Genomic DNA, 25,571 nt, shown 5'->3' with positions numbered 1-25,571 from the left:
CTAGGACCAGCGCTCGCCGGCGATCGCCGCGCGCGCCAGCTCCAGCATCCGCCGCTGGGCCTGCAGCGGGCCGTCGAAGCCGACCGGCTCGTGGCCGGCGTCGAACCACTCGATCAGCGCGTCGCCGCCACGCGCCCGCAGCGCGTCGACGTAGCTCTGCGCCTGCGTCGGCGGCGTGCGCGTGTCGCGCTTGCCCTGCGACAGCCAGACGCGCCCCTGCACGTCGCCGACCCACGAGATCGGGCTGAATCTGGCGATCGCCGCCTCCAGCTCCAACGGCTCGCCGGTCACGCGCGAGGGGCTCGTGAGGAAGTTGATCCAGGAGACGCGGATCGCCGGGTTCATCTCGCCGATCGCCGCTCTCCAGTCGGCCATCGCGACCTCGCCGAAGGCGCCGGCGAACTGCTGCGGCAGGCGCCCGAGCGACAGCAGCGAGAGGTGGCCGCCGTAGGAGGCGCCGGTGATGAAGGTCGAGGCCGGGTCGGCCGCACCCTGCTCGCGCAGGAACGACAGCGCGGCGGCGACGTCGGCGACCTCGGCGTCGCCGGCACGGCCCCAGAAGCCCTCGCGCAGATCGCGCCCGAAGGTGACCGAGCCGTGGTAATTGAGCGCCGCGACGGCGAAGCCCGCGTCCAGCCACGCCTGCAACGACGGGTCCCAGTGGTCGACCGTGACGAGGTTCGGACCGCCGTGGACCGACAGCACGGTGCCGGCCGGCGGGCCTTCCGGGAGCGCCCACCACAATTGCACCGGCGTCTCCTCCGAGCCGCTGATCATGGTCGATGCGAGTGCGCGGCCGGCCGGGGCGGGCGCTGACTCGGCGAGCGTGCTCGCGCTGCCGTCTTGTGCCAGCGCGAGCAGCCGCGGCGGCGCCGTCCAGTCCTGCTCGAAGACGTGCGGCGTGCCGTCGGCGGCGAGCCACGAGGACGAGTACCAGTCGTTCTGCGAGGCGACGTCGGGCTCGCCGTAGCTGCCGCTGCCGGCGCGCGCCACGGTCACCTCGCAGCTGCCCTCGTCGAGCGTCAGCAGGCGCTGGACGCCGTCCTCGACGTGCAGCAGGAGCAGCGTCTGGCGGGCGGCGTCCCAGTCGAGCGGGATCGCGTCGCCGCGCAGCTGCGGCAGCTCGAAGTCGACGCGGTCGCCGCTGCGCGGATCCCAGATCGCCGGGCGCGCCCAGCCGCTGCGCTCGGTGTTGACGAGCAGCCGCTGGTCGCCGGCGACGCGGCTGAAGCGGATCGCGCGGACGGGGCCGGCCGGCAGGTCGTCGCAGACGCCGACGACCGCGCCGTCGCGGTCGTAGACGGTCACGGCGGCGCGGCGGACGCCCGGCTGGGTCTCGGTCGTGTCGGCGCTGACGAGCGTGCCGTCGGCCGAGGCTCTCGGGTACCACAGCTCGTTCTGGGTCGTGGCGAGCGTGCGCGCCGCGCCCCATGGCTGCGCCTCGATCGCGACCAGGTGGTGGCCGTCCTCGTCGACGAGCGCGCCGACCAGCAGCGAGCCGCCGGCGCTCTGCTCCAGCCCGCGCACGACGTAGGGGTCGCGGCCGGGCGTCAGGTCGACCGGCTCGCCGCCCGCGACCGGGTGGGCCAGCAGGTGGCCGACCTCGGTGCCGCCGTCGTCGGCGAGCTGGACGACATGAGCGCGGTCGCACGTCAGCAGCGCGTCGTAGCCGGCGCCGAACGGAAGCTGCTCCGACAGCTCGCCCGTGGCGGTGTCGAGGATCCGGGCGGTCGCGCCGTCGGCCTCCGCGGTCACGACGACCGCGGCCGTGCGGTCGGCGGTCGGGCGCGCGGTCAGCAGCTGCGGCGCGGTGAAGCGCCGCTCCCAGGCGGACGGATCGGGTGCCGGCACAGTCATCGTTCCTCTCCTCGCCGCCGCGCGGCGATCGCATCGATGATCCCGGCGATCAGCCGGGAGCGCTCGACGACCGCGTCGAGCGAGACCCACTCCGAGCGCGCGTGCGCGCCTCCGCCGAGCGGCCCGAGGCCGTCGAGCGTCGGCACCCCGAGCGCCGCGGTGAAGTTGCCGTCGGAGGCGCCGCCGACGGCGACCCCGTCGAGCGCGGCAAGGCCGGCGTCGCGCGCCGCCTCCTGCGCGAGCGCGAACAGCTCGCGCGAGGACTCCTGCTCCAGCGGCGGGCGGTTGATCCCGCCCTCGACGGCGATCGTCACCTGCGGGTCGGTCGCGGCCAGCGCCGCGAACCAGCGGTCGACCCGCTCCAGCTCGGCGAGCGTGCGGGCGCGCACGTCGACCATCAGCTCGGCCTGCGCGGGGACCGTGTTGGTGACGGTGCCGGCGGAGGCGACCGTCGGCGTGACGGTCGTGCCGGCGGCGGCGTCGGCGATCTCGCCGCTCGCGAGCACCTGGCGCGACAGCTCCGTCAGCGCGTTGGCGCCGCGCTCGGGCTCCAGCCCGGCGTGGGCGGCGCGGCCCTCGAAGCGGACGCGGTAGATGCTCGCGCCGCAACGGGCGAGCTTGAGCGCGCCCCGCTCGCTCGGCTCCAGCACCAGCACCGCCTCCGCGCGCGCGGCGAGCTGCTCGATCAGCGCGCGCGAAGTCAGCGAGCCGATCTCCTCGTCGCCGCTCACCAGCAGCGCGACGCGGCTCGGGTCGCTCGCCGTCGCGAGCGCGCCGGCGGCGGCGACGAGCCCGGCCTTCATGTCGAAGATGCCGGGGCCGCGGGCGATGCCGTCGGCGTCGAGCGTGAACGGCCAGTCGGCGAGCGTGCCGAGCGGCCAGACGGTGTCGACGTGGCCGAGCAGCAGCACGTACGGCTCGGCCGCGGGCGCGAACAGCAGGTGGTCGACGCCGTCGACGGTGACCAGCTCGCCAGGCCGGCCGAGCGCCGGCTCGACCCATTCGCGCAGCGTCTGGAAGGCGGCGGCGATGCGCGCGCGGTCGCCGGTCGGCGTCTCGTGCTCGACCAGCGCGCGCAGGCGGTCGGCGGTCAGCGCGCGGGTCGCGGCCGCGTCGCCCGCGGCGGGCTGTCTGCGGGTCGCGGCCGCCGCGCGCGCGGCGTCCTGTCTGCGGGTCGAGTCCGCCGCGCGCGCGGCGGGCTGCGTCCCATGCGTCTCGCCGAGGTCGCTCACGGGGTCGCTCCGAGCTGGTCGAGGAAGCGCGCGAGCACGGCCGCGGTCTCGGCCGGGCGCTCCTCGGCCATGTAGTGGTCGGAGCGGATCGCGGCGCCGGCGACGGTGCCGGCGGCGTACGGCTGCCAGGTCGCGACGACGTCGAAGCTGCGGCCGACGTAGCTCTCGCTGCCCCAGACGGTCAGCAGCGGCGCCTCGATCTTGGTGCCGGCATCGCGGTCGGCGCGGTCGGCGTCGAGGTCGACGGTCGCGGCGGCGCGGTAGTCGGCGCAGGTCGCCGCGATCGCCTCCGGCGTCGCGAACCAGCGCTCGTAGGCGGCGTAGCGCTCCTCCGCGATCGGCATCCCGCCGCCGACGTTGCGGCCCTCGAAGCGGCTGCGCAGCCAGACCTCCGGCGCCGCCTCGATCAGCTTCGCCGGCATCTCGCTCTCCAGCGCGAGGAAGAACCAGTGGAAGTACGTGGCGGCCATCGCGCGGTCGACGTGCTCGAACATGTGCAGCGTCGGGACGACGTCCATCACGGCCAGCGAGCGGACCGCCTGCGGGTGGTCGAGCGCGAGCCGGTGGCCGACGCGGGCGCCGCGGTCGTGGCCGATCACGTCGAAGCGGTCGAAGCCGAGCGAGGCCATCAGCCCGTGCTGGTCGGCCGCCATCGCGCGCTTGGAGTAGGTCGCGTCGGGGCGGGGCGCGTCGGCGTCGGGCTCGCGCGCGGGGCCTGGCTCGCGCGCGGCGCCGGTCGCGTCGGCGGCGGTTCGCGGCGCGGGCTTCGACGAGGCGCCGTAGCCGCGCAGGTCGGCGGCGACGACGGTGCGGCCGGCGGCGGCGAGCACGGGCGCGACCTCGTCCCACATCGCGCGCGACTCGGGATAGCCGTGCAGCAGCAGGACCGCGGGCCCGTCACCGCGCACCTCGGCCTCGATCTCCACACCGTCGCCGCAGCGATGCCTCACCACCCTCGTCTCCACCGCGTCTCCTCCCGCCGTCCGTGCCACGGACATTGTCAATGACGTTGACTATACATGCGACAATCCCCTTGTGCCGATCGCTCTGATGTATTTCCGCTGATGACGACCCGTGTCCTCTGCGCCCCCGACAAGCTCCGCGGCGCGCTCGACGCAGCAGCCGCGGCAGCCGCGCTGGCGGCCGGCGCGCGCGCCGCGGGCGCGACGGCGGTCGAGCTGCCGATCGCCGACGGCGGCGAGGGCACGCTCGACGCGTTCCTGGCCGGCGCGTCCGTCGTGTCGGTCCCCGTCCGCGACGCGCTCGGCCGACCGCGGGAGGCGCGGCTGGCGCGCATCGACGGCGGCGGCCCGCGCGAGGAAGCCCTCGCCGGGCGCGACGGCTCCAACACGCGCGAGGCGGCCCTCGCCGGGCGCGACGGCGACGGCTCCGGCGCGCGCGCGACGGCCGGGACGTGGCTCGTCGAGGCCGCCGAGGCGGTCCCGCTGCACGGGCTCGCCGCGGACGAACGTGACGTGCTGCGGGCGTCGTCGTGGGGCGTCGGCCAGCTGATCGTCGCGGCCCTCGACCGCGGCGCGGCGCGGCTGCTGGTCGCCGTCGGCGGGACCGCGACGATGGACGGCGGCGCCGGCATGCTGGCCGCGCTCGGGGCGTCGTGTGCGCACAATGGGGCTGGGCTTCTGACAGACCAATCTGTGAGGCTGGCCGGCCTCGACCCGCGCCTGCGCGAGGTCGAGGTGGAGCTGCTCGTCGACGTCGCGGCGCCGCTGACCGGCCCCGACGGCGCCGCCCGCCGCTTCGGGCCGCAGAAGGGTGCGACGGCGGCGCAGGTCGAGGCGCTCGACGCGGCCCACGGACGCTGGGCGGCGGCGCTCGGGATCGACCCCGCGACGCCCGGCGCGGGCGCCGCCGGCGGTCTCGGCGCGGCGCTGCAGGCGCTCGGCGCGCGCACCGTCGCGGGCGCCGAGGCGATCCTCGACCTGAAGCGCTTCGACGCGCTGCTCGCCGACGCCGACCTCGTGCTCACCGCCGAGGGCTCGGTCGACGCCTCGACGCTGCAGGGCAAGGCGGTCGCCGCGGTCGTCGGACGCTGCGCCCGCGCTGGCGTGCCGGTCGTCGTGCTCGGCGGGCGCGTCGAGGAGGCGGCGGCCGCCGAGCTGCGCCGCCGCGGCGCCCGCGACGTCCGCCCCCTCGGCCCCGCCGGCCGCCCGCTGGCCGAGGCGCTCGCCGCCGCCGCGTCAGAGCTGGAGGCCGCCGCACGCGCCGCCGTCGACGCCTGACGCCTCAGCGCGCCGCCGTCGACGCCTGACGCCGCAGCGCGCGGCCGTCGCCGCCTGACGCCGCCGCGCGCCGCCGTCGACGCTTGACGTCGCCGCGCGCCGTCGGCGACGCCGCCGCATCGCCGCGTCAGCGCCTGACGCCGTCGCGCCGCCCCGTGCCGCGTCAGCTAACCCTGATCACATCCAGCGTGGCCACGTCCGGCGCCTCCAACCGCGCGAGCAGCTCCGCGGCGCGGGTGCGGAAGCGCTCGACGTTGCGCAGCTTCACCTGCTCGTAGCCGCGCACCAGCTCGGGCAGGGCGGCGACCTCGGCGACGAGCGCGACATTGCCGGCGTCCAGGCGCGCGAGCGCACGACGGACGAGCGCCTCGTACTCGGCCGGCAGCGCCCGCTCGACTCTGCGCATGTGCGCGTAGCCGAACGGATCGAGGCGCGTGCCGCGCAGCCGCTTCGCGCCCGCCAGGCCGTGCAGCAGCGGCCCCGCGCCGACGCCGATCGCGAGCTTTCTGCGCATCCCCAGCGCGCGCAGCGCGGGCGGGTGAAGCATCACCTTCACCGTCGCCCCCGCGCCCAGCTCCTGCTCGCGGCGGGCGCGCTCGGCCGGGTCGAGGTGGAGCCGCGCGACCTCGTACTCGTCCTTGTACGCGAGCAGCTTGAAGAGGCCGCGCGCGTACGCCTGCGCGACCACGCCGGCGTCGCCGCCGGTCCGCTCCCGCTCGATCGCCGCAACCGCCTCGACCGCCTCCCGGTAGCGCCGCGCGTAGGCGGCGTCCTGGTAGGCCGTCAGCTCGCGCACGCGCAGGTCGAGCAGCCGCGTCAGCGCGGAGGCGTCGGTCGCGGAGGCGTCCGTCGCGGGGGCGCCGGGCTTGCGCTCGGACGGCGCCAGCGCCCGCTCGACCGCCTCCGGGTCGGCGACCGCCGCGCGGCCCCAGCGGAAGGCGGCCAGATTGGCGGCGACGGCAGTGCCGTTCAGCTCGATCGCCGCCTCGATCGCCTCCGCCGAGAGCGGCAGGCAGCCGTGCTGGTAGGCGGCGCCGACGAGCAGCATGTTCGCCGGCAGGTGGTCGCCGAGCAGCCGCTCGGCGAGGTGGGCGCTGTCGAGGAAGAGCGCATCCTGCGCCCGCGTCGCGCGCTCGATCCGGCGGCGCGGCCCGTGCAGCGCCGGGAAGGCCGCGTCGGGATCGGTGACCATCTGCGCGGTCGGCGTCGCGGCGACGTTGACGACCGCGACCGTCCGCTCCGGGTCGGCGACGGCGAGCGTCTCGGCCGCCGCCGCGCCGAGCAGGTCGAAGCCGAGCAGCACGTCGGCCGAGCCGGTGCTGGCGCGCACCAGGCCGGCGATCGGCCCGTCGCCGATGCGCAGGTCGGAGATCACCGGGCCGCCCTTCTGCGCCAGCCCGGTCTGCTCCAGGCCGGCGGCGAAGCGGCCGTCGAGATGGGCCGCCATCTGCACGATCGCCGAGACGGTCACGACGCCCGTGCCGCCGACGCCCGGCATCCGCAGCAGCACGTCGCGCCCGACGCGCGGCAGCGGCTCGGGCAGCGCGCGCGGCGGCTGCGGCACCCGCGCCGCACCGCCGGATGCCGCGCCGCCGCTGCCCGCCGCGCGTGCCGTGCCGCCCCGCGCTGAGGCCGGCACGACCGTCAGGAACGACGGGCAGTCGCCCTTCAGGCAGCTGAAGTCCTGGTTGCACGACGACTGGTCGATCCGCGTCTTGCGGCCGAACTCGGTCTCGACCGGCAGCACCGAGAGGCAGCTCGACTGCTCGCCGCAGTCGCCGCAGCCCTCGCAGACGCGCTCGTTGATCCACACGCGTCTGGCCGGCGCCGGCAGCGTGCCGCGCTTGCGCAGCCGCCGCTTCTCGGTCGCGCAGCGGTCGTCGTGGATCAGCACGGTGACGCCGTCCACCCGCGCCAGCTCGCGCTCCACCTCTGCCAGCTCGTCGCGGTGGCGAACCTGCGCGATCGGGTCGAGCGCGACGCCGCGATAGGAACGCGGCTCGGGCGTCGTGATCACGACCTGCCGCACGCCCTCCAGCGCAAGCCAGCGGGTCAGCTGCGGCACCGCCATGCGGCCGGTCGGGTCCTGCCCGCCGGTCATCGCGACGGCGTCGTTGTAGAGCAGCTTGTAGGTGATGTGGGCGCCGGCCGCGGTCGCCGCACGCACGGCCAGCGAGCCGGAGTGGTGGAAGGTGCCGTCGCCGAGGTTCTGGACGAAGTGCTCGTCGTCGGTGAACGGCTCCAGCCCCAGCCACTGGATCCCCTCGCCGCCCATCTGCGGCATGCCGAGCAGCTTGCCGCGGCGGCCGTCGGCGTCGAGCGCGACCATCACGTGGCAGCCGATCCCGACGCCGACGAGCTGCTCGGCGTCGGCGCGCGTCGAGACGTTGTGCGGGCAGCCGGAGCAGAAGTACGGCGTGCGCTTGGGCAGCGGCAGCAGCCGGCCGGTCTCGACGGAGCGCTGCTCGATCAGCTGCAGCCGCGCCCGCCCGGCGGCGCCGAGCGCGTCGGCGTCGAGCAGCCGCCCGAGGGCGCGCGCGACGTCGTCGGCGCCGAGCGTGCTGTGGGACGACAGCAGCGGCGCGCCGTCGCCGTCCTGCTTGCCGAGCACGAGCGGCGCGTCCGGCTCGCGGTAGAGCGCGTCGCGCACGAGCTGCTCGACGAACGGGAGCTTGTCCTCAACCACGAGCACGGTCTCGACACCGCCGGCCAGCCGCCGCAGCTCCGCTCTGCCGAGCGGCCACGGCATCGACAGCCGCACCAGCCGCAGCCCGGCCCGCTCGCGCGCGCCGTCGGAGTCGAGTCCGAGGTCGTCGAGCGCGCGCACGATCGCCTGGTAGGAGCTGCCGGCGCCGATCAGCGCCAGCCGCGGCCGCCGCGGCTCGAAGACGATCCGGTTCAGCTCGGCCGCGCGCGCGTACTCCTGCGCCCGCTCCAGCCGCTCGGTCATCAGGTCGTGCTCAGCGGCGAGGTTGGAGGGCGGCAGCAGCACGGGCGGTCTGAACGCGGCGCGCGGCTCGAACGTGGGGATCGCGTCGAGCAGCCCGTCCAGCTCGACCACGGCGGTCGCGTCGGCGATGTCGGCGACGATCTTCAGGCCGCTCCAGAGCCCGGCGTGGCGCGACAGCGCGACCGCGTGCAGCCCCAGCTCGAGCTGCTCGCGAACCGTGCCCGGCGCCAGCAGCGGCAGCAGCAGGCTGCGGCAGAGCGGCTCGGAGGAGGAGGGGACGGTCGAGGACTTGCTGGCCGGGTCGTCGCCGATCCAGGCGACGGCGCCGCCGAGCGGGGCGGTGCCGCTGAGCGTGCCGTGGCGGATCGCGTCGGCGGCGCGGTCGAGGCCGGGGCTCTTGCCGAACCAGAAGCCGGTGACGCCGTCGACGCGGCGCCGCTCCAGCTCGCCGAGCAGCTGCGTGCCGGCGACCGCCGTCGCCGCCAGCTCCTCGTTGAGGCCGGCGCGGAAGACGACGCCGGCGGCGTCGAGCCGTCTGCGCTCGCGCAGCAGCTCGCGGTCGACGCCGCCGAGCGGCGAGCCGGGGTAGCCGCTGAGGAAGATGCCGGTGCGGCGGCCGGCGCGCGCGTCGAGCCGGCGCTGGTCGAGCGCGATCCGCACGAGCGCCTGGATCCCGTTCAGCAGCACCGGGCCGGCGACGGCGTCGTACTTGTCGTCGAGCCGGACGCCGGGCCGCGCGAGCGCCGGCTGCCGCGCCAGCGCGGTCATGCCGCCACCGCCTCCCGCTTGGAGGCGCGCGCGGCCTGCAGGATCCGCGCCGCGCGTCGCTCGGCGACGGTCGTCGCGGTGACGCCCTCGTCGGCCGCCTCGACCAGCAGCTCGTGGACGCGATCGCCGATCGCCAGCACCTGCTCGCCCAGCCGCGCCGTGCCGCCCGGCGTGCGGACGGCGTCGATGTGGACGACGCCGCCGGCGTTGGCGACGTAGTCGGGCACGTAGACGATCCCGCGTGCCGCCAGCCGCTCGGCGTCGTCGCGCTCGGCGAGCGTGTCGTTGGCGGCGCCGGCGACGATCCGGCAGGCGAAGCGGGGGACCGTGTGCGCGTTGACGACGCGCGCGACCGCGCACGGCGCGAGCACGTCGCAGGGCGTGCTGAGCGCCTCCTCGGGCGCGACGACGGCGCCGCCGACGGCCTCCGCCAGCGCCGCGGCGCGCGCGCCGTCGACGTCGGCGACGAGCACGTGGGCGCCCCTGGCGGCGAGGTGACGGGCGAGGCTGTCGCCGACGTGACCGGCGCCCTGCACGAGCACGCTGACGCCCTCGACGCCGCTGCGCCGGTCGACCTGCTCGACGGCGGCGACGATCGCGGCGGCGACGCCGAGCGCGGTCCATGGCGACGGGTCGTCGTCGGCGCAGGAGACGTCGGCGCCGGCAGCGCGGATCGTCGCGAGGTCGCCGACGCGGGTGCCCATGTCGACGCCGGGCAGGTAGGCGCCGCCCGTGCGCAGCACGAAGTCGCCGAAGCGGTGCATCAGCGCGGCGCGGTCGGCGACCGGCCCGTCGTCGAGGATCACCGACTTCGCGCCGCCGAACGGGACCTCGGCGAGCGCGTTCTTGAGCGTCATCGCGGCCGCCAGCCGGCGGCACTCGAAGATCGCCGCGGCGGCGTTCGGGTACGGCCGGTAGCGGATCCCGCCGAGGCCGGGCCCGAGGGTCGTGTCGTCGATCGCGATCACGGCCCGCAGGCCGCGCTCCTCGTCACGGCAGAGCACCAGCTGCTCGCTCGCCCAGACCTCGCCGTCATGCGTCAACGTCGTCTCCACGACTCTCTCCGATCACCACGCGGAACAGTGAGAACGAGCAGACCGCACCGACGGCGGCCGCGCAACTCTCACGATCGAATCGAGCCGCGCACGCAACTTTCGAGATGGACAGGGGACGCTTGCGCTTCTTTCTTGCGCGCTCTACTGTCACGCCGATGAGCGACCGCATCCAGCTCGACGACGTCGACCACCAGATCATCGGCCTGCTGCAGGAGGACGCGCGGCGCACGATCGCCGACATCGCCGCGCGCGTGAGCCTCTCCCCCGCGCCGGTCAAGCGGCGCGTCGACCGGCTCGAGCAGCTCGGCGTGATCACCGGCTACACGGTCACGCTCGACCACACCAAGCTCGGCGCCGAGATCGAGGCGTTCACCGAGGTCACCTTCGACAGCAACGCCGACGTCGACGACGTCGTCGCGGCGATGGCGCAGCGGCCGGAGGTGCGCGAGGTCTTCACGACCGCCGGCGACCCCGACGCGCTCGTGCGGATCCGCGTCGAGAACGTCGCCCACCTCAAGCGGATCGTCAACGAGCTGCGCCGCAGCCCCAGCGTGACCGGCACGAAGTCGCTGATCGTGCTCGGTCGCTGGGGCCGCAGCAGCCGCGCGCGCGGCGCCTGAGCAGCGGTTGACGCGACGCTGCGGTCAGCGTCGGGTGGAGTCAGCGGACGATCGTGAAGCGCAGCGTGGTCGCCGGTGAGACGTGGGCGCCGGCGTGCGCGGTGACGCGCACCCGGTAGTGACCCGCCTGGAGCGTGCGCCCGCCGATCCGGCCGCGGAAGGCGTACGCGTTCGCGCCCGCTCTGGCCGCCAGCGTCACCGTCCCGCGGAGCTGCTCGCGGACGCACGCCGGCCGGCCGCGGTTGGCACGCGCCGGGGTGACGCAGCGCGCCGCGACGCGGCGCCCGTCGGAGAGCTGCGAGAAGGCGAGGCGCACCTGCGCCGCGCGGTCGAGCCGGAAGCGGAAGCTCGTGCCGACCGGCAGCCGCGGGCCGCGAGCGGCCGCGCGGGTGCGCCAGCGCGCGCTCGTCTGCCGCAGGCCGGTGAGCACGGGCGCGGTCGCCGCAGGACCCTGCGGTGGCCCGAAGCCACCGCCGGGGGGATCGGGCGCAGGTCTGGGTTCCGGTCTCGGCTCAGGTCTGGGTTCCGGCCTCGGCTCCGGCGTGGTGCAGGGATCGACACCCGGCTCCAGCGACGGATCGGCCGCGATCGAGATCGGCCGCGTCGTGCTCGTCGCGTTCGCCGCGGCGTCGGTTCCGGTCAGCGTCAGCGTGCGCTCGCCGGGTGTGCTGAAGCAGTGCACGACGGTCGCGCCCGTGCCGCTGCTGCCGTCGCCGAACGACCAGCTCGTCGTCACCGGCGACCACAGGTCGACGAGGTCCGCCGACAGCGTGAGCGGCTTCCCGACGACTCCGTTCGCCGGCACCGTCGCGCCGCGCAGCGTCGGCGCGACCGCGTCGTAGACCGACGACACGAGCGAGTTGCCGCGCCCCCACACCGCCGTCACGTAGCCCTGCGGGTCGACGGCGAGCGGACGCGCCTCTATGACGCCGTTGCTCGGCCCCAGCTCGACCGGCGCGCCCCACCCGCCGCCGGCCTCGCGCCGCGCCGCCTCGACGGCGTTGCGGCCCGGTCTGCGCCACGCCCGCCACGCCGCGGTCACGTTGCCGTCCGCGTCGACGACGACCTGCGGGAAGATCCCGGGCGACGGGTCGTCGTCGCGGGAGGAGATGTCGACCGGGCCGCTCCACGCGCCACCGGACGCGCTCGTGCTGGCGTGCGCGATCGCACCGGCGGCGTCGTACGACTCCCAGACGGCGGTGGCGGTGCCCTGCGGATCGATCGCGACGCGCGGGTTGGACGATCTCGGGACGCCCTGCGAGAGGTCGGCCGCCGCGCCCCAGACGCCGCCGGTCCGCCGTGCCGCGCTCGCGCTCAACGCACCGCCGCTCGTGTACTCGGTCCAGGCCGCGACCGCGTCGCCGCTCAGGTTGACCGCCACCTGCGGATCGAACGAGAAGGCGCCGGCGGCGGAGAGGTCGTCCGGCTCGGCGGCCCACGTCCCGCCGACTGGGCGGACGTTCGACTGAATCACCCCGCCGCCGCTCTCGGGCACGGCGCGGAAGTTCCACACGGCGGTCACGTCGCCGGCCAGGTCGACGGCGAGCTGCGGCTCGGTCGCGACGGCAGTGTCGGTCAGGTCGACCGCCGGCCCCCACGTCCCGCTTCTCGGCCGCTCGCGCGTCCGGACGACACAGGCGTCGCCGGTCTCCTCGCTCCAGATCGCGGTCGCGGTGCCGTCAGCGTCGACGACCACGTCGGGCTGGTAGGTCAGCGCGATCCCGTCCTCGTCGGAGAGCGCGACCGGCGTGCTCCACGTCCCGCCTGCGGGACGGCTCGACGCGAACACGATCTGTCTCGTCCACGCGGCAGAGCCCGTCGGGCGGCGGACGCTCGACCAGACGACGACCGCGTCGCCGTCAGGGCCGACCGCGATCGCCGGATCCCAGCCGTTGTCCTCGCCGGGCGGGACGAGCGTGACCGGCGCGCCCCAGCCACCGCCGGCCGACCGCGACGCGACCTGCGTGAACGGGCTGTTCCCCTCGACCGTCCATGCCGCGACGGCGTTGCCGGCGGCGTCGACCGCGACGTCCTGCCCGTCGACGTTGCGGACGCTCGGCGCGGTGCTCGCGGGCGGCAGCCATCCGGCCGCGGACGCGTCTGCGACTGCTGCCGACGACGCGATCAACGCAACGATCGTCAAGCCGCAAAACCGCTGAATCCGCCCTCCCACAATTTGGCACCTTCGCAGACCCAACGTTCAGAATCAAGGCGCAACAGCGATATGCGGACCAGACCCAGTCAACGCTTGACATCACAGACGTGGCGGCATAACACTGCTATTCGGTTTTGGTTGTTCACGTATGACAACTGCTTTCGATTCACAGGGGGAATTCGTCGTGCCTCAGGCAAGAGCCGAGCACCAATCGCGCTGGTGGATGTCGCGCCGCGCGTTCCTGACGGCCGGTGCGCGCGCCGGCGCCGCCACCGTCGCTCTCGGCGGCGTCGGCGCTGCTGCGGCGGCGGCGGCGCCGACGAACGACGTCGATGCGATCGTGCTGCAGCTGGCGGCCGCGGCCGCAGTGTGGCCGTTCGAGGCCGAGACAGGCGAGGGCGGGCCGATCGAGGCCCGGCTGACGGCGCCGCACGTCGTCGCGGCGTGGGCGCGCTGCTCGTCGGTGCGCACCGCTCAGGCCGAGCGCGCCGCGCAGCGGCTGACCGACGCGGGGCTCGGCGGCCTCGGCACCCAATCGCTGCTGGTGCGGCTGAGCACGATCGTCGGGGAGGCCGACGCCGGCCAGCTCGACGATCTCAACGCGCTCGTCGGCGTCGCCGCCGCGACGCTCGCCGACGCGATCGACCCCGACGGCGAGATCGGCCCCGGCATCTGGCTCGGCACGCTCGCGATCATGCACGAGAACGGCGACAGACCGGTCGTGGAGGCGGCGCCATGAGCACGATCGATCCGACCGTCCGCGAGCGGCTGGCACGCGCCGGCGAGCGCCTGCTCGAGCGCTTCGGCCACGACGACAACGTCACCGGCGTCGGCGTCGGCTTCCGCCGCTGCGGCGGCAAGCTGACCGACGAGCCGGTCGTCACGGTGATGGTCAAGAAGAAACGGCGCCCGTCGCTCGTTTCGCGCCTGCGGCTGATCCCAACCGCCGTCGACGTCGACGGCGTCAGCTGCCCGACCGACGTGGTCCAGGCCCAAGCGGTGCTGATGAGCGCGGACGGCACGCCCCCGCGCGTCCCCGACATGTACCGGCCGCTGCAGTTCGGCGTCGGCATCTCGAACTTCTCGGATGCAGCGCCGGATGCCGGAACGCTCGGCGCCTTCGTCAGAGACAACACCGACGGCACCGTCAACATGCTGACGGCGAACCACGTGATCGCCGACAACAACGGCGCGCCGATCGGCGACCCGATCTACCAGCCGGCGTCGCTCGACGACTCGAGCAACTACAGAGTCGGGACATTGAAGCGGTATGTCTCGATAGTCGGCGGCGCAACCGCGGTCGACGCGGCGATAGCGTCGATCGACAGCAGAGTCAGAGTCAACAGCAACTACAGCGGCGCCGAGCTGAGCGCGCCGTCGGCGAATCGCCCGGCGGTCGGCATGGTCGTCGCGGGCGACGGCTTCGGCAACGTCTGGCTGACGCGGCTGTCGACGACGCTGACCGCGCTCAACGTCTCGCTCCTGCCGGACACCGGCGGCACCAACCTGATGACGACCGTGCCGCCGATCGGCACGAAGGTCGAGAAGGTCGGCCGCACGACCGGCAAGACGGTCGGCCGCGTGCTCGGCACCGGGCAGACGATGCAGGTCAACGTCCCGGGCCAGGGGCTGGTCAGATACACCGACCTCATATGGACGCAGTGGCTCGGCTGGAACGGCGACTCCGGCGCGATGGTGATCAAGCGTGACTCCGCCGGCCAGGACGACGCGCTCGACGGCGACGAGCTCGACTCGCGCGACTACATCTCGTCGCTGATCAGAGGCAAGTTCGATCCGTGCGAGGTGCTGACCGCGATGCAGCTCGCCTACGACGTCCCGATAACGAGAGACCAGGCGCTGTCGGACAACGTGCGCGACAGATTCATGACGCAGAGCGAGACCGGCCGCTTCCTGATCACGCTCACGTACCTCAACACGACGCTCGTGAGAACGCGGCTGGCGCCGACGCAGACGCCGCAGTCGAGAGCGTACATGCAGTCCCTCTACAACACGTACCAGCCGGTCATCACCGACGTGATGACCAATCCCAGCTCGACGCGGGCGATCACCCAGCAGGACGGCCAGACGTACCAGGCACTCTGCACCCAGCTCGGCCAGACCGGCGTGCTGACGGCGACCGAGAGCAGAATCGCCTACGACCTCGCGCAGACGCACCAGGTGATGCTGGGCATGAACCGCGCCGCGGTGATCGACTACATGAACACCGCGGTCTGCCTCAACTCGATTCGCACGGCGGCTCAGGGGATGACCTCCCTGAGACTGTGGGGCACCGCGAGAACGTTCGACGCCGTTGAGTGACACGGCCGCGTCGGCGGCGGGATCGGCAGCGTTCGACCCCGCCGCCTTCGCCGAGCAGGTGAGCGCGCGGCTGCGCACGCTCACGCGCGGCCTCGGGCCGGAGCTGGAGCAGGTCGTCTGCGGCCTCGTCGAGCGCCCCGGCAAGCGGCTGCGCTCGCGACTGGTCGCGATCTGCGCGTCGCTCGGCACGCCGGCCGATGCGCAGGCCGTCGTGCGTGCGGGGGCGGTGGTCGAGCTGCTGCAGGTCGCCTCGCTGCTGCACGACGATGTCGTCGACCAGGCCGACACGCGCCGCTTCGCGCCCGCGGCGCATGTCTCGCACGGCGTCGAGTCCGCGCTGCTCGGCGGCGTCGCCTGCTTCGCGCTGGCGGGACTGGAGGCGGCCGAGCTGGGCCATGCGACGAACGCCGTCACGGCGCGCGCGGTCGCCGATCTCGCGCGCGGCGAGATGCTCGACGTCGAGCGCGCCTTCGACGTCAAGCTGAACGAGCCCGACTATCTCGCGGTCGTCGAGGGCAAGACGGCGCCGCTGTTCCGGCTCGGCTGCCAGCTCGGGACGGTACAGGGCGGCTGCGACCAGCAGGTCGCCGACGCCGTCGCGGCCTTCGGCGCCGATCTTGGCGTCGCCTTCCAGCTGCTCGACGACTGCCTCGACATCGAGGACGCCGGCACCGGCAAGCCCGGCGGTCGCGATCTCGCGCTCGGGATCTTCGGCGCACCGATCCTCTGCGCGCTGCAGGCCGCCGGCGACGACCGCGAGCTGGCCGGGCTGCTGCTCGACCCGGACTTCGACGGCAGCGACATGCGGCGCGTCTGCGCGCTGGTCGAGCGGCACCGCGGCGTCGCGACGGCGCGTGCGCTCGCGGCCGAACGGATCGACCGCGCGCTGAGCGTGCTCGACGCGGTTCCCGCCGGGCCGGGCCGCGAGCAGCTCGCGGCGCTCGCACGTCAGCTGAAGGGAGCCCCCGCATGAGCGTGCCACCGCTGCTGGACGTCGTCGTCGTCGGTGCCGGCGCCGCCGGCTGCTCGGCGGCGATCCAGCTCGCGAGCGCGGGGATGGACGTCGCGATCGTCCAGGACGCCGTCGGCCCGCAGCCGGCGATCGACCTGCTGCTGACGTCGGTCGCCGTGCAGACGCTGCGTGACACGCCCTCGCTCGAGCTCGCGGCCCACCACGCGATCGAGTCGATCCGCCTGCGCCTGCCGGGCCGCCCGCTGCGGACGCTGACCGACGTCGGCGCCTACGCGATCCGGCGAGGGGCGCTGCACGACGCGCTCTTCTTCGCCGCCACCTCCGCCGGCGTGCGGCTGCGCGCCGACGAGGCGATCGCGATCGAGCGCGGCGAGGGCTGCTTCGAGCTGATGACGGCGGAGCGCGCCACACCGCTGCGCGCCCGCCACCTGATCGTCGCCAGCGGCGGCGCGGGGATCGGCGTCCCGGCCGCGGGGCACAGTGCGGACGAGCGCCGGGCGGTGGCGGTCGCGGCGCGCTGCGCCGGCGCCTCCCCGCAGGAGGACAGCGGCATGGAGATGCTGTTCGTCCCGCCCGACGCGACGACGCTCAGCGCGACCGCGCTCAGCGTCTGGGCCGTCCCCGGCGTGACCGACGCGGAGCTGACGATCCGCGTCGCCGCGACCAATCCCGACGACGAGGACCACGCGTCGCTGCTGGCGAGAGGGCTCGACGCGCTGCGCGCGCAGGTGCCGCAGCTGGGCCCGCTGACGCCGCTCGGCGGCCTCGTCGCAGGTGTGCTCGACACCGGCTATTCGCGCGAGCGGGTCGCGGGCGCCGAGGGGATCCTCGTCGGCGACGCCGCCGGGCTCGTCAACCCGTTCACCGGCGAAGGGCTCAGCTACGCGCTGGAGAGCGGCGCGATGGCCGCCGAGGCGATCCTCGCCCATCCCGACGACCCGGCCGAGGCGCAGCGCGGCTACGTCCGCCGCGTCGACTTCGCCTTCGCCGGCAACGTCGAGACCTCGCGCCGCGCGGTGCGGCGCGACCACCTCGCCTGGCGCTACCTGTCCGACGCCGCCGAGAGCGATCACCCGTTCCTCGCGAAGGGGCGACGGGCGATCCTGCTGCCGGAGGGGCTGAAAGGGATCACCGACACGCTGATCGCGACGCTGGAGCCGGAGCTGCAAGCGCTCGCGGGCCCGTTCCTGATCGCCTGCGACGAGGTGATGGTGTCGACGATCCGCGAGGACTGGCCGTTCCTGGCGCGGATGGCGGTGACCGGTGTCGGAACCGAGGAGCGGCTGCGGCCGGCGCTGCTGCTGTTCGCCGCGACGCTCGCCGCCGGGCGCGAGCTGGACGTGCGTCACGCGACACTCGGCGGCGGGCTGGAGCTGGCGATGATGGGCGCGCTCGCCTTCCTCGGCGCCGCGCCCGACGCGCACGCGCGGCGCGGGCTCGACTGGGCGCAGGTCAGCGTCGTCGTCGGCGGCGACTTCCTGCTCGGCCAGGCGGCGCGCCTGATCGCGATGTCGGGCCCCGAGGTGTCGTGGAGCTTCGCGCAGTGGCTCGCCGACCTCTCGACGCTGCGCGCCCAGCGACTCGCCGGTGACCCGAACGTCTCGGCCGACGCGACGAGCGCGGCGATGTACGAGTTCCCCGCTCGCCTCGGCGCCGAGCTGGCCCGCGCCGACGACGCGACCGTCGAGACGCTGCGCGACGTCGGCTCCGAATGCGGGCGCGCCTTCCTCCACGTCGACGAGCTGCTCGCGCTCGACGGCCGCCGCACCCGGCTCGACACGACGCTCGACTTCATGACGAGCAACCGGCTGGCGAGCGACGAGATCGCACGGGAGCAGTCCGATGCCGCGCGCGTCGCCGCGTTGAAGGCGACGGCGCGCGCGGCGACCGATGCGGCCGAGAAGCGCGGGCAGGACGCGCTGGCGCGCCTGCCCGCCTCCTCGGGGCGTGAGCTGCTGGACGCCTTTCTGACCGGCGTCTGCAAGCCCGCGCTCGCTAGCGGACCGTCACCGGCAGCTTCGTGACGGTGCGGGCGCCGGCGAGGCGCAGGGTGTACGCGCCGCGGGTGAGCTTGCGCGTCGTGCGCAGGCCCGCCTTCGTGCCGACCGCGTAGGTGCGGCCGTTGCGGACGAGGCGCGCTCTGCCGCGCACTCTCGTCGCGCTGCCTCTCGTGTAGGTGACCTTGCACGAGATCGACTGGCGGCGGCCTCTGCTGACGAGCTTGCAGGTGACCTTCGCGTCGCGGCCGGCGGCGCCGGTCGCGCCTCTGGGGCCCTGCTCGCCGCGGGGGCCGGCGGCGCCGTCGGCACCGCGCGCGCCGTCCGCGCCTCTCGCGCCGTCCGCGCCTCTCGCGCCGTCGGCGCCGCGCTCACCGGCGGGACCCGCCGGGCCGCTCGGGCCGGCCGGCCCCTGCGCGCCGTCCTGCGCGCGCCCGACCGGGCGCACCTCGGCGGAGTCGGCCTCGGCGCTGCCGGCTCTGTTGCTCGCCGTCACGCGCACGCTGAGCGCGTGACCGACGTCGGCCGCGGCGACCGTGTGCGTCGCGCCGGTCGCGCCGGCGATCGGCTGGCCGTCGCGCAGCCACTGGTACGCGAACGCCGGGTCGGTGCCGTCCCAGCTGCCGGGCGCGGCCGTCACGGTCGCGCCCTCGACGGCGTCGCCGACGACCTGCGGCGCGCTCACGAGCGCCGGGGCGACGGTCGGCGCGTCGGGGTCGTCCGGGTTGGGCGCGAGGCCGTCGGACTTCTCGGCGCTGACGACGACGGTGCCGCTGGCGTCCTTGATCACGAGCTTCACGGTCGTGCCCGACTTGACGTAGCCGGACAGCTCGACCGAGCGCATCGGGTCGCCGCTGAAGGCGACGGTGTCGATCACTCTGCCGGTCGCGGCGTCGCTCAGCTCGGCCGTCAGCTGCTGGCCGACGAGCGTCGACCAGGCGCGCGCGCTGGCGCGGTGGTCGCCGAACTCGATCAGCGCCTGGCCGGCTCTGGTCGCGTTGGTGACGTTCTTCATGTCCATCGACGGCGCGTAGGACTCGGTCCAGGTCTTCGTCGCGCCGGCTCTCAGCACGTCGGGCGTGAAGAACTCCGGCGAGACGCCGGCCCACAGCTCGATGTACGGACGGGCGGAGGAGCCCTTCGTGTACGGCGAGGTGTTGAACGAGCCGTTGTAGCCCCACTCCCAGAACTTCATGCCGGGCGTCTTGGTGTTGTCGCCCGTGCGGACGACGCCCTCGCCGTTCTCGTGGTTGACGACGCCCCACCAGTTGGCCTGCGGCAGCGTCGCCAGCTCCTGGCCGTAGGCGATGCCGTCTCTCGTCCACTCCGACATCTTGTTGAGCTTGTCGAGTCTCAGGTAGGCGAAGCCGTCTCTGATCTCTCTGACCTCTTCGACGTCGCGCATCCAGTTGTAGCCGGAGCCCTGTCTCAGCGTTCTGACGTTGGACATGATCTCCATCGTCGAGGAGCCGTTGTAGGTCTCCTCACCGGGCGCGAGCGTCGTGCAGGTCCAGTACTCGTACTCCTTGTCGGCGCTGGTCGGGTTGTGCAGCGAGACGTTCATGTCGACGACCGGGCTCGTCTTCGAGATCGAGTACGTGACGGTCGCTCTCAGGTCGGTGCGGCCGTAGCGGAAGCGGGTCGGTCTGCCGGAGAAGTCGAGATCGTCGTCCTTGGTCATGACGATGTCGATTCTGTCGTCGCTCTGGACGATTCTGTAATCCCACGGTCTGAACCAGAACTTGCCGTGCTCGGCCTCGACCCAGGTCGGGAAGACGCCGCCGTAGACCATCAGCCAGCCGGCGTAGAAGGGCGACGTTCTCGGGTCCGTGCCGTTGCCGTAGGGCGTGCCGACCGGGTTGGTGTACAGCAGGTCGTTGCCGGTCGGCTTGTAGATCAGCGAGACCATGCGGCCGCCGTACTCGGGCGTGAAGAGCGCCTTGATGTACTTGTTCTCGACGACGATCGCGTTGAGTCTCTCGTCGGTGAGGCGGTCCTTCACGTCGGCGCCTCTGACGAAGAAGCCCTCCGGGTCTCTCATGTCGTAGGCGAAGTGACGGAAGGTCGTCGACTCCTGCTTGTCGATCGAGAGGAAGTCGGCGCTGTTGGGGTCGTAGCCCGGCGCGGTGCCCGCGCCCGTGACGCTGCCGACCGGCGCCGCGAAGGCATGCGCCTTGCCCGCCGCGGCGTTGTCGGCGCCGGCGACGTCGACCAGCCGGCCGCCGCCGCGCAGCTGCACGCTGCCGCGCGCGAACGGCTGCAGGCGCACGCCGTTCTCGAAGCGGATCGCGAGCGTTCTGCGATCGGGGAAGTAGCCGGCGACGTCGTGCAGGCGGCTGGCGCCGTCGGAGGCGTCGCCGAAGATCTCGTTGAACGGCCCGGGGCCGCCCTGGTCGTCCTCGACGGTCGCGTCGACGTCGAGCAGCGCGCGCACGTCCTCGGCGGTGAGCGTGGCGGCGGCGATCCGCTGGTTCGCCGTCTCACGCACCATCACGTAGCCTCTCGCCGACTCGCCGTCGACTCTCGCCGGTACAGCCGGCGCCGACGGCACTCTCACCTTCGCGATCCGGTGGTTGAAGGAGATCCGCAGCTCGTTGCGGTTCTGGTCGACCGTCACGCCGGTGATCTCCGGCTGGTTCCACGGCTTCGCGCTGGAGGCGACGCCGGGGGCGACGAGCGCGCTGGGCGCTCTGCCGCCGGAGGTCGTCAGGCCGAGGCCGGTCGCGAGCGTCAGGTCGTAGGTCGCGTTGGGGTCGAGGTCTCTCGTGAACTGGAGGTCCCAGACCTTGCGGTCGCTGTTGACGCCCGGCTCGATGTAGGCGGGCGTGAAGACCGTCCCGCTGCCGCTCTCTCTCAGCTGGATGTTCGACGTGTTCGTGTACGTGCCGACCGGGAAGCCGCTCAGGACCGGCGTCTTGAAGGCGACGCGGACGGTGCGGCGGTCGAGCGCCTTGGCGGAGGAGATCGCCGCCGTCGTCGCGGCGTCGGCGGGGCCCGTGAAGGCGACCGGCGCCGTTCTCGTGCCGCTGACCGACGAGCCGTCGTCGCCTCTGAAGAAGAGGCCGGCGAGCGAGTCGCCGCTCGCGTCGAGCTGCAGCTGGTAGGTGCGGCCCGCGACGAGCGCCGGGCCGCTGGCCGGCAGCACGAGCCGCAGCGTGTCACGGCGCGGCGTCTCGACGACGTAGTTGCGCGTGCCGGACGCCTCGCTGGAGAGCGCCGCGGCGCCGGTCAGCGCCGCGTCGGACTCGCTCGGCTGGCCGCCCGCGACGCGCACGAACTGGTGCAGGTAGCTGGTGTTGCTGTTGTTCGCCGCGACCATGCCGAGCAGGTCGGGGCCGAGCGGCTTGTTGAAGGCGACGTCGATCGTCTTGGCGTCGCGCGCGACGACCTCTTCGATCGAGAGGCCGGCCGCGCCGGCGGCGCTCGTCACGACGCCGCTGCCGAGGCAGGCGACGACGGTGACGGCGACCGCCGGCAGGACGCGCACGCCGTGCCGGCGTGCGGAGGGATGAGCCATCTGGGTTCTCTCCTGCTGGGGGGGACTTGAGTGCTCAGCGGATGCGGACGGGCAGCACGGTCACGTGCGTGCCGCTGCGGATCCGCAGCTGGTAGCTGCCGCGCTTGATCGCGCGGGTCGCCTTCAACCCGCGCTTGGTGCCGACGGCGTAGGTGCGGCCGGCGCGCACCAGGCGAGCGCTGCCCTTCACGCGCGCGCTCGACGCTCTCGCTCTCGCGGCGGCGCCTCTGGCGTAGGTGATCTTGCAGCTGATGCTGGGCGCGTTCGGGCGGCCGCCGATCGTGCAGGTGACCTTCGCGTCACGGCCGGCGGGGCCGCGATCGCCCTTCTCGCCCTTCGGGCCGGCCGGGCCGGGATCGCCCTTGTCGCCCTGCTCGCCTCTCTCGCCGGTCGCGCCGCGCGGCTGCGGCGTGACCGCCTCGGAGGTCGACTCGGTGACGCCCTCGGCGTTGGAGGCGGTGACGCGGACGCGCAGCGCGTGGCCGACGTCGCCGCTGGCGACGACGTGGGTCGTGGCCGTCGCGCTGGCGATCGGCTGGCCGTCGCGCAGCCACTGGTGTCTGAACGTCGGCGCGAGGCCGGTCCAGGTGCCGTCGGTCGCGGTCAGCGTCTCGCCCTCGGTCGCGGCGCCCTCGATCTGCGGCGGCGCGGTCGCGACCGGGCCGGGACGGTCGCCGGCGTCGCGCGGGATGTAGAGCTTGATGTCGTCGACGCGCGCGTTGCCCTCGTAGACGTTCGTGTAGAGGTCGCCGATCACGAAGTAGTCGGGGTAGGCGGAGCCTCTCGGCCACTGGTTCGGGATCTCCTGTCTGGTGCCGAGCCAGCCGTTCTGGAAGATCGAGCTGTTGTATCTGCCGTCGTACTCGCCGGGCGAGCTGTTGTAGTGCCAGATCGGCACGTTGTTCTCGACGAAGTTGCGGTGGAAGCGGATCGTCCGTCTGCCGGCGCGGGCGAAGTCGCCCGTCACCTCGAGCACGTAGCCGGTCGCGTCGCGCTCGATCGCGAACGTGTAGTCCTCTCTCGGCATCAGCTCCGGCTGCAGCTCGGCCGCGGAGGCGAGGCCGGTTCTGTCGACGCCGCCCTGGCAGTCGGTGATGAAGCGCTGCTGGTTGCCGGTGATGCCGCCTCTGCCCGGTCTGAATGTCGGCAGGCCGTTGACCCACATGTTGACCGTGTTGTAGGTCGACTCGGCGTAGGTGTAGGTCTGGCCGGTGGCGGCGTTGCAGACGAGGCCGCCGGTGCCCGTGCCGACGCGGTCCGGGTGCTGCGCGAAGCCGTCCATCAGGACCTTGCGGCGGTAGTGCCAGAAGTGGTTGTTGCGCGGCTCGGGATGGTCGAAGTCGACGATCGCCATGTAGTGGAAGCCGTTGTAGCCGTATCTGCCTCTGCCGACCTCCTGCCACTCGCAGTAGGGAGCCGACGGGTCGGAGTTCCAGCCGGGCGTGTTGACGCCCTCGGGCCACGGGTGCTGCGTGCGGCATCTGCCGTCGAGCTTGTAGCCGTTCTCCTTGCCGTCGTAGAAGATCGAGCCGTTGCGTCTGCCGCCGAAGTCGAGCGTCTTCAGTCTGTACTCGACGCGGTACTGCGACGGCAGCGCGTCGGAGGGGACGAAGATCGCGCCGCCGGTGTGGTCGGGCACGTCGATCTTCGCGACGCCGCCCTGGCCCTCGACCGTCTCGGTGCGGATCGTCGGCGGCGCCTCGATGTCGCCGTCGTTGTTCCAGTCGCGCGCGGTCATCGACGCGGTCAGCCAGCCGTCCTGGCCGATCTTGACCTTCTTTCTGTACGTCGTGAAGCTGTGCAACTGGTTGAGCCAGGGGGCGCCGTAGTCGTTGGCCCACCAGGGGCTGGCGTCGTCCATGATGTTGTCGAACGACTGCACGTAGTCCTCACGCACCCACGGCGTGTTGTCGAGACCGATCGGTCTGTCGAACGTCTCGTGGTACTTCAGTCTCCAGTTGCTCGCGGCCGGTGGGTCAGCCTGCGCAGCGGCCGGCAGCACGGCGGCAGCCGCGATCGCGGCGAGCGCCGTGGCGACCACGCCCTTGCCTCGTCGACTCACGGTCGATCCTCCTCATGGGTGGGACAATTAACCTAGCCCAGCGGTACTGCACCGTCAAACTTCGCCGTTTGAATTATTCGACCGTCTCAATAATTCGATCGGGCGTCCGAAAGCGCGGCGCCGAACTCCCGCGCGCGCCGCTCGATCGCCTCCCAGGCGCCCTCGGCCAGCTCCGCCGCGGGGCAGAGCGAGCCGCCGGCGCCGACCGCGACCGCGCCGGCCGCGAGCCACTCGCCGAGGTTGGCGACCGTGACGCCGCCGGTCGGCATGAAGCTGACCTCCGGGAACGGCTCCCGCAGCGCCCGCAGCAGCGCGACCCCGCCAACGCCGGCCGGGAACAGCTTCAGCGTCGTCAGCCCCTGCGCCGTCGCTCGCATCACCTCCGTCGGCGTGCAGACGCCGGCCCAGGTCGGCAGGCCGCTGGCGCCCATCGTCGCCAGCACGGTCCCGTCGAGGCCCGGCGAGACGAGGAAGCGCGCGCCGGCGGCGACCGCCTCCTCGACCTGCGCCGGTCTGCGCAGCGTGCCGGCGCCGAGCAGCAGCTCATCGCCGTGGCGGGCGCGCAGCTCGCGCAGCGCGAGCGCCGCGCCGGGCGTCGTGAAGGTCACCTCCAGCGCCCGCACGCCGCCGCGCAGCAGCGCCCCGCCGGCGGCGACGACCGCCTCCGGCGAGGGACCGCGCAGGACCGCGACGATGCCGGCCTGTGCCAGCCCGGCCGCGTCGCCGGCGGGTGCCGGCGCGCTCACCGGACGGCTCCCGTGTCACGCGAGCGGGCGGCGCCGCGCGCGGGGGCGCCCCTCGCGCGCGCGGTGGCGGCCGGCGCCGGCACCGGCACCGGCACGCCGAGCCGCGCGGTCGCAGCCGCGACCTCGTCGGCCTGCGGGTAGCCGAGCGCGCAGCCGCTCGCCTGGCACGACAGCGCGCTGGCCGCCACGCCGGCCGCGAGCGCGGCCGCCGGAGCGGCGCCGGCGAAGCGCCGCGCCAGGTACGCGCCGGCGAGCGCGTCGCCCGCGCCTGCGGCGTCGACCAGCAGCACCGGCGGCGGCGCGAGCGAGAGCGCGTCGCCGTCGGCGAACAGCCACGCCGGCTGCTCGCCCTGCGTGACGACGATCTCCGCGGCCGGCGCGCCGAGCGCGGCGACGAGCGGCTCGGGGTCGCTCTCGCCGACGAGCGCGCGGCCGTCCTCGGCCGAGACGAAGACGACGTCGGCCCGGCGCGCGAGCGCGAGCAGCCGCTCGCGGTCGGGCCGCAGCTGGGGCCGGAAGTTGACGGTGAAGGAGATCGCCGCGCCGGCGGCGCGCGCCTGCGCGACCGCCTGCTCGACGGTGGCCGCGGCGGAGTCGGAGATCGACAGGCCGATGCCGCTGACGTGCAGCACGTCGAGCCCGGCGAACCAGCTCGCGCGCACGTCGGCGGGCGCCAGCAGCGAGGCGGCCGAGCCGCTGCGGTGGAAGCTGAACTGATGACGGCCGGCCTCGTCGACCTCGTTGACGTAGAGGCCGGTCGGCGCGTCGCCGTCGACCGCGACCTCGTCCAGCGCGACCCCTGCGCCGCGCCAGAAGCCGAGCAGCAGCCGCCCGGCGGCGTCGTCGCCGACGCGGCTCAGCAGCCGCGCCCGCGCCCCCAGCCGCGCCGCCATCACGGCGACGTTGGCGGCGTCGCCGCCGTAGCCGCGGGCCAGCACGTCCTCGCCGAGGCGCGGGTGGACACCGACCTCCAGCAGTCCTTCGCCGAGCGTCGCGATGCACGCCGGCCCGGCCCGGAGGGCGCCGTGCTGGCGCCCTCCGTCGCGGACATCCGTCATCGGATCCGCTCCCGTGCGATCC

The 25,571-nt window shown here is 74.2% G+C and carries 16 protein-coding genes; 6 read left to right on the top strand and 10 right to left on the bottom strand.

What is annotated here, in order from left to right; genetic code table 11:
- Genes Q7L73_RS12265 through Q7L73_RS12255 form a run of 3 tightly spaced genes read right to left on the bottom strand, consistent with a single transcriptional unit; the run spans position 1 to position 4,054 of the window.
- Positions 1–1,857 (bottom strand): prolyl oligopeptidase family serine peptidase, encoded by a 1,857-nt coding sequence (locus Q7L73_RS12265; protein ID WP_304692477.1) that lies wholly within the window; start codon positions 1,855–1,857, stop codon positions 1–3.
- A complete protein-coding gene (locus Q7L73_RS12260; RefSeq protein ID WP_304692475.1) occupies positions 1,854–3,089 on the bottom strand; it encodes a M20/M25/M40 family metallo-hydrolase in 1,236 nt (411 codons plus the stop codon). The genes Q7L73_RS12265 and Q7L73_RS12260 overlap by 4 nt, the downstream gene beginning before the upstream one ends.
- Positions 3,086–4,054 carry an alpha/beta fold hydrolase gene (locus Q7L73_RS12255; RefSeq protein ID WP_304692473.1) on the bottom strand — a complete coding sequence of 323 codons (969 nt, stop codon included), beginning with the start codon at positions 4,052–4,054 and terminating at the stop codon, positions 3,086–3,088. The genes Q7L73_RS12260 and Q7L73_RS12255 overlap by 4 nt, the downstream gene beginning before the upstream one ends.
- A 99-nt stretch (positions 4,055–4,153) precedes the next feature.
- Here Q7L73_RS12255 and Q7L73_RS12250 point away from each other — a divergent pair, with 99 nt between their 5' ends.
- Positions 4,154–5,329 carry a glycerate kinase gene (locus tag Q7L73_RS12250; RefSeq protein WP_304692471.1) on the top strand — a complete coding sequence of 392 codons (1,176 nt, stop codon included), beginning with the start codon at positions 4,154–4,156 and terminating at the stop codon, positions 5,327–5,329.
- Positions 5,330–5,492: 163 nt separating this feature from the next.
- Here the strand turns inward: Q7L73_RS12250 and Q7L73_RS12245 are convergent, their stop codons facing one another.
- Both Q7L73_RS12245 and Q7L73_RS12240 read right to left on the bottom strand, forming a co-directional pair.
- Positions 5,493–9,047 (bottom strand): indolepyruvate ferredoxin oxidoreductase family protein, encoded by a 3,555-nt coding sequence (locus Q7L73_RS12245; RefSeq protein ID WP_304692469.1) that lies wholly within the window; start codon positions 9,045–9,047, stop codon positions 5,493–5,495.
- On the bottom strand, positions 9,044–10,102 hold the full coding sequence (locus tag Q7L73_RS12240; protein ID WP_304692467.1) for a Glu/Leu/Phe/Val dehydrogenase dimerization domain-containing protein: 1,059 nt from the start codon (positions 10,100–10,102) through the stop codon (positions 9,044–9,046). The genes Q7L73_RS12245 and Q7L73_RS12240 overlap by 4 nt, the downstream gene beginning before the upstream one ends.
- Before the next feature lie 155 nt (positions 10,103–10,257).
- On the opposite strand from Q7L73_RS12240, the gene Q7L73_RS12235 reads away from it, so the two are divergent.
- The gene (locus Q7L73_RS12235) at positions 10,258–10,722 is read left to right on the top strand and encodes an Lrp/AsnC family transcriptional regulator (RefSeq protein WP_304692465.1); all 465 of its coding nucleotides are present in this window, start codon (positions 10,258–10,260) and stop codon (positions 10,720–10,722) included.
- A gap of 40 nt (positions 10,723–10,762) precedes the next feature.
- Here the strand turns inward: Q7L73_RS12235 and Q7L73_RS12230 are convergent, their stop codons facing one another.
- The gene (locus tag Q7L73_RS12230; protein ID WP_304692463.1) at positions 10,763–12,850 is read right to left on the bottom strand and encodes a PKD domain-containing protein; all 2,088 of its coding nucleotides are present in this window, start codon (positions 12,848–12,850) and stop codon (positions 10,763–10,765) included.
- A gap of 250 nt (positions 12,851–13,100) precedes the next feature.
- On the opposite strand from Q7L73_RS12230, the gene Q7L73_RS12225 reads away from it, so the two are divergent.
- From Q7L73_RS12225 to Q7L73_RS12210, 4 genes are read left to right on the top strand one after another with little or no spacing between them, the layout of a single operon-like run.
- Positions 13,101–13,616: a hypothetical protein gene (locus Q7L73_RS12225; RefSeq protein WP_304692461.1), complete on the top strand. Its 516-nt coding sequence runs from the start codon at positions 13,101–13,103 to the stop codon at positions 13,614–13,616.
- On the top strand, positions 13,613–15,196 hold the full coding sequence (locus Q7L73_RS12220) for a hypothetical protein (protein WP_304692459.1): 1,584 nt from the start codon (positions 13,613–13,615) through the stop codon (positions 15,194–15,196). The genes Q7L73_RS12225 and Q7L73_RS12220 overlap by 4 nt, the downstream gene beginning before the upstream one ends.
- Positions 15,189–16,169 carry a polyprenyl synthetase family protein gene (locus Q7L73_RS12215; RefSeq protein WP_304692457.1) on the top strand — a complete coding sequence of 327 codons (981 nt, stop codon included), beginning with the start codon at positions 15,189–15,191 and terminating at the stop codon, positions 16,167–16,169. The genes Q7L73_RS12220 and Q7L73_RS12215 overlap by 8 nt, the downstream gene beginning before the upstream one ends.
- A complete protein-coding gene (locus Q7L73_RS12210) occupies positions 16,166–18,193 on the top strand; it encodes an NAD(P)/FAD-dependent oxidoreductase (protein WP_304692455.1) in 2,028 nt (675 codons plus the stop codon). The genes Q7L73_RS12215 and Q7L73_RS12210 overlap by 4 nt, the downstream gene beginning before the upstream one ends.
- Here Q7L73_RS12210 and Q7L73_RS12205 read toward each other — a convergent pair.
- The 4 genes from Q7L73_RS12205 to Q7L73_RS12190 all read right to left on the bottom strand — a co-directional run bounded on the left by Q7L73_RS12205 (position 18,165) and on the right by Q7L73_RS12190 (position 25,549).
- Positions 18,165–21,683, bottom strand: coding sequence for a DUF5107 domain-containing protein (locus tag Q7L73_RS12205; RefSeq protein WP_304692453.1), 3,519 nt, complete (start codon positions 21,681–21,683; stop codon positions 18,165–18,167). The genes Q7L73_RS12210 and Q7L73_RS12205 overlap by 29 nt on opposite strands.
- 34 nt (positions 21,684–21,717) lie before the next feature.
- Positions 21,718–23,745, bottom strand: a complete 2,028-nt coding sequence (locus tag Q7L73_RS12200; protein ID WP_304692451.1) for a collagen-like protein — start codon at positions 23,743–23,745, stop codon at positions 21,718–21,720.
- 86 nt (positions 23,746–23,831) lie between these two features.
- Positions 23,832–24,491, bottom strand: a complete 660-nt coding sequence (locus Q7L73_RS12195; protein ID WP_304692449.1) for a bifunctional 4-hydroxy-2-oxoglutarate aldolase/2-dehydro-3-deoxy-phosphogluconate aldolase — start codon at positions 24,489–24,491, stop codon at positions 23,832–23,834.
- Positions 24,488–25,549 (bottom strand): sugar kinase, encoded by a 1,062-nt coding sequence (locus Q7L73_RS12190; RefSeq protein ID WP_304715560.1) that lies wholly within the window; start codon positions 25,547–25,549, stop codon positions 24,488–24,490. Before Q7L73_RS12190 ends, Q7L73_RS12195 begins: the two co-directional genes overlap by 4 nt.
- Positions 25,550–25,571 lie beyond the last annotated feature (22 nt).

Origin of the sequence: Conexibacter sp. CPCC 205762, from assembly GCF_030646155.1 — a bacterium.
Classification (GTDB): Bacteria; Actinomycetota; Thermoleophilia; order Solirubrobacterales; family Solirubrobacteraceae; genus Conexibacter.
This window is presented reverse-complemented; position numbering and strand designations above follow the sequence as displayed.